The organism is Thermodesulfovibrio sp., assembly GCF_049969575.1.
GTDB classification, from domain to species: Bacteria; Nitrospirota; Thermodesulfovibrionia; order Thermodesulfovibrionales; family Thermodesulfovibrionaceae; genus Thermodesulfovibrio; species Thermodesulfovibrio obliviosus.
The window spans coordinates 108,815-122,023 of the sequence record NZ_JBMFOO010000001.1 but is presented as its reverse complement, the minus strand read 5'-3'; the positions used below and the strand labels follow the sequence as shown (position 1 = coordinate 122,023).

The window sequence follows — 13,209 nt, the reverse complement described above, 5'->3', positions numbered from 1 at the left end:
GAGATTGCTCTGTAGCGCGTTCTGCATTTTTATAAAGAAAAAAAGCACTGATTAACTGAGTTAAAGAGGCAAAGAAAACTAAGGAAGATATAATTAATCTTACCGTAAACCTTGAAACCTTGATAATTCCACCTCTCTGTAAACTTCCTCTGGATTGTTAATATATTTTGGGGAAATGTGGAGGATTATAAGCTCCTTAACTTCTGCTTCTTTTGCAATTTTACCAGCTAAAGCAGCAGTCAGATGATTTCTTTCAATTGCTCTCTCCATGTCTTTACTTAAAAAATAGGCTTCACAAAATAGAACATCCGAGCCTTTTACAAAATCTATTATTTTTTTTATGTTTTCTTCTACTGGAGCTACATCCATAACATAAGAGATTTTTTCTCCCTTTGAGATGTTTAAAATATCAAAAAGCTCTTCCACTAAAAATTCTCCCTTTGAAGTATTGATTTTCACTGAAAACTGTTTAGGTTTAAGCATTTTTTGAGGATCATAGTCATAATAAAGTTTAATTAATTTTTTAAGCTGTCCAAGCCAGGGACCTACTACAAAGCCTTTTTTCTCAAGCTCTACTTTTTTAATATTTATGTGAAAATCCTCTTCAATCGAATAGGCAATTACAGGTATTCCATGAGATAAAACTTCTGCTTTAACTTTAAAAAGGGGGTCTTCAATAATCCACTGCTGTCTTGGCAGAGTTGGTAATTTTTCAATTTTAAATTTATTTTTAGCACAAAATCTTGCTCTTTTTATCTTTTTTTTTGTAATTGCAAAAACCTCAATTGATAATGGATAATCTGAAACGAGATTCCAGGTATACCCCCTGAGTTTTCCATAAACACAATCTATAATATTGTCAGGTCCGTAAACTCTCAAGGGTTCAGCTCTTCTTAAAACAGCTCTTATAACCTGATCAAATCCTATAAAATGATCAATATGCGTATGAGTTACAAAAATATCGCTTACTTTAAGTATTTCATTAAAGGGAATTTTTCTTATGTCTCCTACATCAAAAAGCAAAGCTCTCCTTTCCCTAAGAAGCCTTACAAAAACACAAGGGTCTCCAAAGGCATCATTTACAACTCTATAATGAAAAAGTCTTGCCACAATGGTATAATTATACAAAATGAAAAGCACTTTTGTGACATTATCCAGAAACTTTTTCAATGGAGGAATCTATGTCAGAACTCAGAAGAGATCCTATATCTGGACGATGGGTTATTATAGCTGTTGAAAGAGGTAAAAGACCTTCAGATTTTGCTCCTGTAAGTCAAAAAAGAAAAATAAAGGGATTCTGCCCCTTTTGCCCGGGAAATGAACATACTGCGCCAAATGAAATTATTGCTTTTAGACCTCCAAATACTGCGCCAAACACACCTGGCTGGACACTGAGGGTTGTTCCAAATAAATTTCCAGCTTTGCAGATTCATGGAGACCTCAATAAAAGAGGAGAAGGAATTTATGATAAAATGAATGGAATTGGCGCTCATGAGGTAATTATTGAAACACCTGATCATCTTGCTTCACTCTCTACAATGCCAATTAAAGCAGTTGAGGATGTTTTGTGGGCATATTATTTCAGGATTACTGATCTTAAAAAAGACATTCGCTTTAAATATGTTCTGGTCTTTAAAAATGAAGGTGAAGCAGCAGGAGCCTCAATTGAGCACACCCATAGCCAGTTAATTGCTCTTCCCATTGTTCCTCAGCTTGTAAAAGATGAGATGACTTCAGCCCAAAGATACTTTGAATTAAGAGACAGATGCATATTTTGCGATATAATAGCTCAGGAGCTTGAGTTTGAAAAAAGAATAATCTATCAAAATGATGCTTATATAGTGCTTTCTCCCTTTGCACCAAGAGAGCCTTTTGAAACATGGATTCTACCAAAAAGACATGAATCTCGTTTTGAACCAAGAGAAAAAAGCTTCAGTCTTCTTGCAGATGCCCTCCAGACAACACTTAAAAAACTTGACGCTGTACTTGAAACTCCTCCCTATAACTATGTTCTTCACACATCTCCTTTCCAAGATGAGATAAATGAATACTATCACTGGCATATTGAAATCATACCAAAGCTTACAAAAACTGCTGGATTTGAATGGGGTTCTGGATTTTTTATAAATCCAACTTCTCCTGAAGAAGCTGCTCAATTTATGAGGGAGGCTACAGTATGAAAATAGCACTTGTCTCTGCAGAAGCTTATCCTTTTTCAAAAACTGGAGGTCTTGGTGATGTTGTAGGTGCTCTTTTTAAAGAATTTATTAAAGCTGGCATTGATACAACACTTTTTCTTCCCTTTTACAGAACAACTAAACAGAATTTTCCCTCATCTACAGTAAATGCAGGAATAGTTTATGGAGTGTCAGTGGGTGCAAATACTCGTTTTGGTGCTCTGAGAACTGCAAGGGTCTGTTTTGATGAGGAAGAAAATTTAAAAATTGAAGCTTCAACGCAAGGAAATCTGTTCTTTATTGAGCATAATGATTTTTTTGACAGAGAAGAACTTTATGGAACAACTCATGGTGAGTATCTTGACAATGCTGAAAGATTTGTATTTTTTTGCAGAGCAGTTCTTGAAATTTGTAAAATTATGAATTTAAAATTTGATGTTATTCACTGTCATGACTGGCATACAGCTCTGGTTCCTCTTTATCTGAAAACATTTTATAAAGAATGTAGTTGCTTTGAAAGAACAAAAACCATATTAACCATTCATAATCTTGGGTATCAGGGCATATTCCCCCGTGAAAAACTTGAGATAACAGGCTTTGGGCAGGAGATGTTTCATATAGATGGATTTGAATTTTATGGTATGATAAATTTTCTTAAAGTAGGACTTTTCAATGCAGATATAATTACCACTGTTAGTCCTACATATGCAAAAGAGATCCTGACTCCTGAATACGGAGCAGGGCTTGACGGAGTCTTAAGGAAAAGAAAAGAAAGCCTTGTTGGCATTATAAATGGGATTGACTACAAAATATGGAATCCTGAAACGGATCCATTTATTGTTCAAAACTATGGAGTAAATAATATTAAAAACAAACAGAAAAACAAAGAAGATTTAATAAACCTCGCTGGAATAAAATGTTCCTCAGAATCTCCTTTAATTGCATTTATAGGAAGATTTGCTTATCAAAAAGGCATTGATATAATTGCTCAGGCAATACCAGCTTTAGTTCAGAAGGAAGTAAGTTTTGTATTTGAAGGAACAGGCGAAGCCTATTATGAAAACAAAATAAGAGAACTTCAAAAAAACTTTCCTTCAAAAATTTATGCTTTTGTCGGATTTGATGAAGCTTTAGCACATAAAATATATGCTGGTGCAGACGGTTTGCTCGTTCCGTCAAGATACGAACCCTGTGGTTTAAGTCAACTTATTGCTATGAGATATGGCACACCTCCAATATGTAGACGCACTGGTGGACTTTCAGACACGGTGGAAGATAGGGTAACAGGTTTCCTCTTTGATGAATACACGAGTGCTGCTTTAACAGAAGCAATCGAGCGATTTATTGAAATATATAAAAACAAAAACAGATTTCTCAATATGATTTATGAAGCCATGAAAAGAGATTTTTCCTGGAGCAATTCATGTAAAAAATATATAGAACTCTATAGAGGATTAATAAATGAAGGAAAGACAGGCATTATTTGAGCTTATAAAACTTCTTGAAGTATACGAAGATATTGAAATCCTTCTTGAAAGACTTATTTATTACGTTTGTCAGCTTATGAATGCTCAGGCAGGTATCGTAAGACTGATTAGAAATGGATATTTATACGTCACTGCCACTTACAACATTAATTCCGATAAAACTGTTATTAAATCTGATGAAGGAGTATGTGGAAAAGTTTTAAATGAAGGTAAGGTTAAAAAATTTAATAAATCTGAACTTGAAAAATACGAGCTTGATATACCTGCTTACTCAGCAATATGCATTCCATTAAAAATGCAACAGGAAAATATTGGAACAATTTTTGTTTACAATAAACTTGATTCAGAAGAAGGCTTTGGAGAGTTTACACAAGAAGACATTGAAGTTGGAGAGCTTTTCTCAGCAATAGCTTCATTAATTATTCTTAAATCCCTAAAGTTCAGGGAACTTAAAGAAAGAGAAATACAAAATATAAAGGTAATGGCTCAGATAGAGGAGCTTAAAAGTTATCTTGAAAGCCTGATTCAGAGTTCTGCTGATGCAATAATAGCCACTGATTTAAACAACATAGTGACTGCATGGAATAAAGGTGCAGAAAATATTTTTGGTTACACAAAGGAGGAAGTTATTGGAAAACCTTTGGCTGTTATCCCTGACTTCCTACATGAGATGGAAAAAATATATTTTGAAAGAGTTAAACAGGATGAGACATTAAAAGATATAGAAACAGTCATGATAACAAAGGAAAATAAAATTATAGAAGTAAGTCTTACCATGTCTCCGATAAAGAATTCAAGGGGAGAAATAGTAGGAGTCAGCAGAATAATAAGAGATATTACAGAAAAGAAAAAGCTTGAAAGGGATCTCATCAGAAGAAATGAAGAGCTTACGAAAATTTTATTTATAAGTTCTGCTGTAAGAAGCACTTTAGAACTGAATAAACTTTTAAGAATGATACTTACAGTAATTACAATGGGTGAAGGACTCGGTTTTAATAGAGCAGTGCTATTTCTTGTTGATGAAGAAAGCAATACTCTCCGAGGAGTTATGGCAGTAGGTCCTTCAAGCTATGAAGAAGCCTGGCATATATGGTCAAGTATGTCAAGAGAAAAGAAAACTCTTTTTGAGGTTCTTGATGAATTAAGCACGAAAGAGTTTGAAGAGGATAGCTTTCTTGAAAGACTCTGTAAAAACATTTCAATTTCTTTAAATGACAACACACCAATTGTGAGAGCTATAAAAGAAAAAAAAGTTTTTAATATTAGAGATGCTCATAAAGAAGAAGCAGACCCTGTAATAATTCAACAACTTGGAAGCATTGCATATGCTGTTGTTCCTCTTATTTCTAAGGATAAAGCTATTGGAGCAGTATGGGTTGACAATCTTTATACAAGAAAACCAATTACCGAACAGGATATTAATTTTTTGAAAGGATTTGCGGATCAGGTTGCAGGTGCAATTGAAAATGCATGGATATTTGACAAGGTAGAGCAGGCAGAAAAAGAGCTTGAAATGATTTTTAACTCAATAACTGACCTTATCTATTACACTGATGAAACTTATACAATAAAAAAAGTAAACCGCTCATTTCTTGATGCAGTTGGATTAAAAGAAAATGAAGTAATTGGCAAAAAATGTTTTAAACTTATTCATAAGACTAATTATCCACTGGAAGAATGTCCTCATAGAAAAGCAATGGAAACTGGAATATCTCAGGTGGGAGAGCTTGAAGAAAACTATCTTGATGGTGTTTATCTTCTTTCAAGTTCTCCAATATTTGATAAAAATGGTAATCTTATAGGAACCATTAATGTGGCAAAAAATATAACAGAACTGAGAAACTTAAAAGAAAGAATCATATCAATGGAAAAGATGGCTGCACTTGGAGAAATGGCAGCAAAGGTTGCTCATGAAATAAGAAATCCTTTGCTTGCAATTGGCGGATTTGCTAAAAGACTTAATAAAGAGCTGAAGGATGGAAAATCACAGGAATATATAAAGATAATCATTGAAGAAGTAAAAAGGCTTGAAAGAATTCTTAATGAAATATTGAGCTTTGTAAAGCCTTACCCAATTGCAAAGGAATCTTTTGAAATTAAGCAGCTTGTGGATGATGTGGTCAATTTTGTTGAATCTACGCTGAAAGACAATAACAATGAATTTAAATTGATGATAAATAACAATTTTACAGTGCTCGGTAATTATGATAAATTGAAAGAAGTGCTTTTAAATCTGATTTCAAATGCCAATGAAGCAACAAAGGATGGATTGATAACTTTAAAAATACAGAAGGCAGATAAATTACCAGTAGAGGCAGATGCAGATAAGGAGTATTTCATAATTGAAGTTGAAGATACTGGTTGCGGCATAGAAAAGGCAAATTTAAAAAGGATTTTTGATCCCTTTTTTACAACAAAAACTACGGGCACAGGTCTTGGGCTTGCTATTTCAAAAAGAATTGTTGAAGAACATGGTGGTATAATTAAAGTAGAAAGCGAAGTCAATAAAGGAACAAAATTTAAAGTTTATTTGCCAATACATAAAGAACAAGGAGGAGATAATGAAAATTCTGGTAGTTGACGATGAAAAAAATATATTAATGCTTTACAAAGCTGAGCTTGAAGATGAAGGATATGAAGTTATTACAGCAAATTCTGGTCGTGAAGCAATTGAACTTTTTGAATCTGAAAAACCAGATATGGTAACTCTTGATATAATGATGCCTGATATTGATGGAATTCAGGTTTTAAGACAGCTTAAACAGAAAAATCCTAATATTCCTGTAATAATGCTAACTGCCTATGATTACAGAGATGATTTTTCAATATGGGCATCAGATGCCTATGTTGTCAAATCCTCTGATCTTGGTCCTTTAAAGGAGACAATTAAAGAAATTGCAGAAAAATTTGGAATAAAATGAAATATCTTGTAATATCCTTAATCTTTGTTTTAATATTTCCACTTATGGGATTCTCTGAAGTTAAAGAAGAAGTCTTAAAAAACGGACTTAAATTGATATTTATTGAAGATCATTCAGCGCCTCTGGCAACTTTTCAAGTGTGGTATAAAGTTGGAGCCATTGATGAGCCTGAAGGCAAGTCAGGAATAAGTCATCTTCTTGAGCACATGATGTTTAGAGGAAGCAAAAACTATCCTGGAAATGTTTTTTCAAAAATAATTCAGTCTCAAGGTGGCATTGACAATGCTTTTACAACAAAAGATTACACTGTTTATTTTCAAAAGCTTTCTCCTTCAAAGTTACAAACTTCAATTGATCTTGAATCTGACAGAATGGCAAATCTGCTCTTTAATTCTGAAGACTTTGAACTTGAAAAAAAGATTGTTCTTGAAGAAAGAAGACAGCGATATGAAGATGATCCTGAAAGTCTTATAATTGAAGAAGTTATCAGCCTGGCATTCAAAGAACATCCTTATCGTAAGCCTGTAATTGGCTGGACTGAAGATATTGAATCAATAACTCTTGAAGATTTAAAAAACTACTACAATAAATACTACTGTCCAGGTAATGCCTTTATAATTGTTGCAGGAGATATAAAAATTGATGAACTAAAGGAAAAAATCAGAGAAAAATTTGAAAAAATTCCTTCTTGTAAGCCTCCAAAAAAATTTTTCCATGAACCCAAACAATATGGACAAAAAAGAGTTATACTAAAAAGGCAGACACATCTTCCAGTGCTTGTTCTGAGCTATAAAGTTCCTGCTTATCCCGATAAAGACAGTCTCAGTCTTGAAATATTAAGTAGTATAATTGGAGAAGGAAAAAGTTCAAGACTTTACAGAACCCTTGTTACAGAAAAATCATTAGCAGTGGATGTCTCAAGTAGTAATTCACCATTAAGCAGAGACGGATTTTTATTTTTCATTTTGGCTTCTGTGAAAACTCCTGATAAAGTGGAAGAAGTTGAAAAAATTATAAAAGAAGAGATTGAAAAAATAAAAAATGAACCCCCTACAGATACAGAGATTGAAAAAGCAAAAAATCAAGTTGAAGCTTCCTTTCTTTTCAGTCAGGATTCTGTTTTCGGGCATGCCCTTTATCTTGGTAAGTTTGAAGTTCTTGGAAATTGGAGACTCATTGAAAAATATAAGGAAGATATAATGAAAGTCACAGCAAAGGATGTTCAGGAAGTAGCAAAAAAGTATTTTAACTTTGACAATCTCACTGTAGGAGTGCTTCTACCAGAATGAAAAATTTTTTAATAATTTTTTTTATCATTTTTATTTTATCTCTAAACTCTACTCAAGGAGCTACTCGTATGGATTTTAAAACCTTTAAGCTTGAAAACGGAGCAAAAATTAAATATCTTTACAGGGATAGCATTCCCATTGTTTATGTATCTGTTTTAATTCCAGCATCTGCACTGGATGAGTCTAAGCCTTCAGTTGCCTATCTCACAGCACACTTACTTACTCATGGGACAAAAACAATGACTGCACGGCAGATTGAAGACAAAATTGATTTCCTGGCAATCTCCATTGATAAAAAAATCACCCACGACTATACAATGCTCACTCTTGCAACAACAAAAAGGCATTTAAAAGAAGCTTTAAATTTATTTTTTGATGTCCTGATGAATCCTGTATTTCCTGAAGAGGAGCTAAAAAAAGAACTTACCAGAGTAGAGAAATCATTAAAGCAGATGGAAGAAGACCCTTCCTACATAGCCTACAAAACTTTTATTAACCAGCTTTTTAATAAACATCCATATGGAAGACCAGTGGAAGGTGAACCTGAACAGCTCAAAAACATTACAAGACAGGATTTAATGAATTTTTATGAAAAGTTTTATAATCCACAGGGAATGATTTTTTCAGTTGTTGGAGATATAGAGGAAGAAGAATTAAAAAAGCTTATTGAACCCATTGGTCGATGGCAAAATGGGCACTACTACAGCAGGCAGTTAAATCCACCCATCTTTATAAAAAGAAAAGAGCCAGTAAAAATTTTTATAAAAAGACCAGATTTAACTCAATCAACGATAATTCTTGGATTTGAAGGAATTTCAAGAAATGATCCTGATTTCTATGCCTTAAGCGTGATGAACTACATTGTTGGAGGAGGGGGTCTCACATCAAGGCTTGCAAAACAAATAAGAGAAAACCGTGGACTTGCTTATTCAGTGTATAGCACTTTTTCGCCTTATTTAATGCCAGGAGCTTTTTATGTAGAGGTAAAGACAAAATCTGAAAATACTCAGAATGTTATAAAATTAATTGTTGAAGAACTTAAAAAAATGAAGGAAAAAGAAGTGACCACAGAAGAACTCAAAGAGGCAAAAGCTTTTCTTACTGGAAGTTTTCCATTAAGAATTGACACAATGAAAAAAATCAGTGAATTTCTACCTGTTATTGATTTTTATGGCCTCGGAGATGATTACATATCAAAATATCCAGAATATATTGAAAAAGTAACAAAACAAGACATAAAAACAGTAGCAGAAAAGATTCTTAATACACAGGCATATATTGTTGTAATTGTAGGAAAAGACTTATAAAATTTATATATCCTCCAACTTATCTGAGCCTCTCTTTTTATCATTCCGAGCCTCATCACTGAGCGAGAGGAATCTTTCTTTTTTTGCCTTACTCCACCACTCAACTAAAAAGACAAGAAAAATTCCTGCAAAAAGTGATGTTATAGCAGCCACAGCAATAATCAACATCCTTTTAGGCTTCACAGGAACATCTGAGGAATAAGGATTTTCTACAATATAAAGAACGAAATTTTTACTTTTATCAGTCTTTACCTTCTGTGGAGTGAGAATTTCTGAATAGGTAAGAGAGACTTTGTCAAGCTCTGTCCTGAACTCCTCAATAGCAGTCTTCAAAATCTCTTCTGCAAGCTTTCTTTCTCTTTGCTCTGTTGTAAGAACAATGCTTCCTGTTTTGTTATCTATAGCTTTGAAATATTTCTTATCTATACCAGTTTTGAAATATAATAAATCAACGTCTGAACCAAAAGTTTGTCTAACTTTATCTCTCACCTTTTTCTGAAACTCAGCGCTGTTCAGTATTGACAAACTCAGATTATTTACCTCTGGATGCCTACCCTGTTGAAGAGGAATTATAAACTCACCATCCTTTACCAATTGATTTGCTTTAAGACTTTCAATCATTGTCTGAGTCAAAAAAAAATCCACCCACAGCGTTGCTCTTGCCTGATATATATTCGGCATAAGAAAACTAACTACAGTTGCGATAAAAACACCGAGAACAAACACCCCAGCAACATATTTTATCCGTTTTTTAAAAATAAGAATTAATTCATAAAGGTCAATCTCATCTTCAAATGAAGTCTCCTTTTTAAATTCCTTTTCCATTTACACCTCCTGGTTATTTACAAAGCCCAATATATAAAATCTTTATCTTGCTTAAACTCTTCAAAGCAAGATTTTATTTTATTACTTACATTTATAATTTTACTTACATCTATAAATAAATAGGGAGCTTTTATAATTTTTTTAAAAACTTCTTTCGAGAATTTTATAAATTCATTATGTTTCACAGATACGATTACACAATCGTAAGGTGCATATTCTTCAATATCTCTAATGAGTTCTATTCCATACTCTTTCTTAACTTCTTCCTGATATGCTATAGGGTCATAAACAAACACTTTAAGCCCAAGCTCTTTTAATTCCTTTACCAAATCATAGGATTTGGAATTTCTTATATCTGGAACATTCTCCTTAAAGGTTATTCCCATAACTAAAACTTTTGCATTTGCAATAGTCTTTTCAGCTTTAATCATAAGCTTTAAAGTTTTATAAGCTATGTATGATGGTATAGACTCATTTATATTTCTTCCGGCAAGTATCAACTCAGGAACATGTCCTATTTCCATAGACTTATAAGCTAAATAATATGGATCCACCGGTATGCAGTGACCTCCGACAAGTCCAGGTTCGAACCTTAAAAAGTTCCACTTTGTGTAAGCTGCTTTTAAAACTTCCCTTGTATCTATTCCCATTTTGTCAAAAATAATCGCAAGCTCATTCATCAATGCTATATTTATGTCCCTTTGAGTATTTTCTATTACTTTAGCAGCTTCTGCCACCTTTATACTCGGAGCTTTATATATACCTGCGCTAATTACAGAACCGTAAACTTCTGCTATTCTCTCAAGTGAGTACTCAGTATCACCTGCAACAACCTTAACAATTTTTTCAATGGTATGCTCTTTATCTCCAGGGTTTACCCTTTCAGGAGAATAACCTACCAAAAAGTCTCTCTTCCACTTAAGCCCACTTTCTTTTTCAAGAATGGGCACACATATCTCCTCTGTTGCTCCTGGATATACCGTTGATTCGTAAACTACTATAGCTCCTTTCTTTAAATTTCTACCTACAATCCTTGAAGCATCTCTTAGATACGAAAAGTCAGGATTTTTAACTTTATCCACAGGTGTAGGAACGGCAACTATTATAAAGTCACACTCCGATATTTTCTTCTCATTGTTTGTAAATTCAAGGTTAGAGTTCTTTAGAGTTTCAGGTAAAACCTCTTTGGTTGAATCTATACCTTTTTTCAGCTCTTTAATCCTCTGTTTGTTTTTGTCATATCCTATAACCTTATACTTTGTAGCTAATAAACATGCCAAAGGCAGCCCCACATAACCGAGTCCCACTACGCATATTTTTTCAACCATTTCTCATCCTCTTATTGAGAGTTATTTCAATCAAATCCAACCCAATTATAACACAAAAAATTGCCAAAATTAAGCTTGGCCTTCTCACCACTGATAATCCTTAGTAATGCATCTTTCTCTTTCTGGCATTGTTGCTCTTTAGAGGAATTTCCTCATCGTTACATAATCGGTAAAGGCGAATTGCCCCACTATAAAAGCTTTCTTTCCCATTCATAGGCGGTTTTTATTATGTAGTGAAGATCATCGTATCGGGGTTGCCATCCAAGCGAGTTTTTCAGTTTTGTGCTTTCTGCTACAAGTTCTGGTGGGTCTCCATCCCGACGACCTGTTTCTATTACTTTAAAATCAACACCCGTTACCTTTTTGGTTGCTTCAACAACCTCTCTTACAGAGTATCCATGCCCATATCCACAATTAAAAATATCGCTTTTACCACCCTGAAGCAAATAATCAAGCACAAGTATATGAGCGTCTGCAAGATCATCTACATGGATGTAGTCTCTTATACATGTGCCATCCTCTGTGGGATAGTCAGTTCCATATATTTCAAGATAAGGTCTTTTGCCAAGTGCGGTTTTTACTGCAACAGTTATGAGATGTGTGGCATCTTTTCTTCTCTGCCCCAATCTGCCAGAACCATCAGCACCTGCTACATTAAAATAACGGAGAGATACATATCGGAAATCACTTGTCTGAGCCACTTCATGTAGCATCCTCTCCACCATTGCCTTTGAATGTCCATAAGGGTTTATAGGATTAATTGGCGCATCTTCATTTACAGGGCATTTTTCAGGTATACCATATACTGCTGCTGCTGATGAAAATATAAAGTTTTTCACACCATGCTCAAGACATGCCTCCACGAGATTAAGAGTGTTGCAGAAATTGTTTCTGTAATATTTCACTGGCTCTTTTACTGATTCTGGCACAACTATGGAGGCTGCAAAATGCATTACTGCATCGGGTTTGTATTCTTTGATTGTCTGCTTCAGAGTTTGTCTATCTGATAAATCTGCAACAATAAGCTTTCCATAAAGCACGGCTTCACGATGTCCAAAGGAAAGGTTGTCATAGGTGAGCACACTGTATCCCCTTTCACCAAGCATTTTAACAACATGGCTTCCAATATAACCTGCTCCCCCTGTGACAAAAACCTTAATTTTAGAGTTCATCTTTATTGCTCCTTAAAAGAGGAATTTCCTCTTTATCGACCGGAATGTCAAAAAAAAATCAGTATTCCAAACATGCTTAGCAGATAAGACATTTCTTCCTTTTTCATTATCTTTTATTGTTACCTGAGGATCACATAGAAAAATTTTTATTCCCCATATTTGTATTTCATGTCAAAGTAGTAGCTGTAGTAGAAATTTATTTCAGGATGAGATTTTCTTAAATATTCCTCCACTTTGGGCTGTATGGAATAACTTACTATAAATCCATTAACATCACTTCTAAGATATTGTCTAACCCTTTCAATTATTTTAATAAATTTTTCAATGTCCTTTTTGCCTAACTGTGCTTTACATTCACCTATAAGATAAACCCTTTGACCATCTCTTTCACCTTCCACATAGATGTTCAGTTCGTCGTAATTTCCATCAGGATAAACAATATTTTTTCTACCAAAGTCTTTTACTTTAATCCCATATTCTGTTTCAGCAAATTTCTTTATAAATGGAAATATCCTGTCCTCAAGACCATATCCTACTGTATCTGTGAGATTTCCAAGTATTTTTCTTGTTTCTCTATGATCTGAAGCAAGTCTTCTCAGTTCCTCCTCAGTACGCTTCTGTGCCTCTGCAAGCTCCTCTACCCTCTGTTCAGTACGCTTCTGTGCCTCTGCAAGCTCCTCTACCCTCTGTTCAGTACGCTTCT

The 13,209-nt window shown here is 34.1% G+C and carries 11 protein-coding genes; 6 read left to right on the top strand and 5 right to left on the bottom strand.

The features are described from left to right. Positions 1-99 precede the first annotated feature (99 nt). Positions 100-1,110 carry a ribonuclease Z gene (locus tag ACP5O9_RS00615; RefSeq protein WP_428723239.1) on the bottom strand — a complete coding sequence of 337 codons (1,011 nt, stop codon included), beginning with the start codon at positions 1,108-1,110 and terminating at the stop codon, positions 100-102. A gap of 71 nt (positions 1,111-1,181) precedes the next feature. Between ACP5O9_RS00615 and galT the strand changes: the two genes are divergently transcribed. From galT to ACP5O9_RS00585, 6 genes are all read left to right on the top strand, one after another. Continuing rightward, positions 1,182-2,180, top strand: a complete 999-nt coding sequence (gene galT, locus ACP5O9_RS00610) for a galactose-1-phosphate uridylyltransferase (RefSeq protein WP_428723238.1) — start codon at positions 1,182-1,184, stop codon at positions 2,178-2,180. Next, positions 2,177-3,664: a glycogen synthase GlgA gene (glgA, locus tag ACP5O9_RS00605; protein WP_428723237.1), complete on the top strand. Its 1,488-nt coding sequence runs from the start codon at positions 2,177-2,179 to the stop codon at positions 3,662-3,664. Before galT ends, glgA begins: the two co-directional genes overlap by 4 nt. After that, positions 3,639-6,245 carry a PAS domain S-box protein gene (locus ACP5O9_RS00600; protein ID WP_428723236.1) on the top strand — a complete coding sequence of 869 codons (2,607 nt, stop codon included), beginning with the start codon at positions 3,639-3,641 and terminating at the stop codon, positions 6,243-6,245. The genes glgA and ACP5O9_RS00600 overlap by 26 nt, the downstream gene beginning before the upstream one ends. Further along, on the top strand, positions 6,226-6,585 hold the full coding sequence (locus tag ACP5O9_RS00595; RefSeq protein ID WP_353686483.1) for a response regulator: 360 nt from the start codon (positions 6,226-6,228) through the stop codon (positions 6,583-6,585). The genes ACP5O9_RS00600 and ACP5O9_RS00595 overlap by 20 nt, the downstream gene beginning before the upstream one ends. After that, positions 6,582-7,874 (top strand): M16 family metallopeptidase, encoded by a 1,293-nt coding sequence (locus ACP5O9_RS00590; RefSeq protein ID WP_428723235.1) that lies wholly within the window; start codon positions 6,582-6,584, stop codon positions 7,872-7,874. Before ACP5O9_RS00595 ends, ACP5O9_RS00590 begins: the two co-directional genes overlap by 4 nt. A 68-nt stretch (positions 7,875-7,942) precedes the next feature. Continuing rightward, positions 7,943-9,181, top strand: coding sequence for a M16 family metallopeptidase (locus ACP5O9_RS00585; RefSeq protein ID WP_428723234.1), 1,239 nt, complete (start codon positions 7,943-7,945; stop codon positions 9,179-9,181). A gap of 3 nt (positions 9,182-9,184) precedes the next feature. On the opposite strand, the gene ACP5O9_RS00580 is transcribed toward ACP5O9_RS00585, so the two are convergent. The 4 genes from ACP5O9_RS00580 to ACP5O9_RS00565 form a co-directional block, all read right to left on the bottom strand. Beyond that, on the bottom strand, positions 9,185-10,006 hold the full coding sequence (locus tag ACP5O9_RS00580) for a Wzz/FepE/Etk N-terminal domain-containing protein (RefSeq protein ID WP_428723233.1): 822 nt from the start codon (positions 10,004-10,006) through the stop codon (positions 9,185-9,187). 17 nt (positions 10,007-10,023) lie between these two features. Further along, complete coding sequence (locus tag ACP5O9_RS00575) at positions 10,024-11,334, bottom strand: nucleotide sugar dehydrogenase (protein WP_353686479.1); 1,311 nt, start codon at positions 11,332-11,334, stop codon at positions 10,024-10,026. Positions 11,335-11,522: 188 nt separating this feature from the next. Continuing rightward, positions 11,523-12,506, bottom strand: coding sequence for a UDP-glucose 4-epimerase GalE (gene galE, locus ACP5O9_RS00570; protein WP_428723232.1), 984 nt, complete (start codon positions 12,504-12,506; stop codon positions 11,523-11,525). A 146-nt stretch (positions 12,507-12,652) separates the two neighbouring features. Further along, the coding region (locus ACP5O9_RS00565) for a hypothetical protein (protein WP_428723231.1) at positions 12,653-13,209 on the bottom strand (557 nt) is incomplete at its 5' end.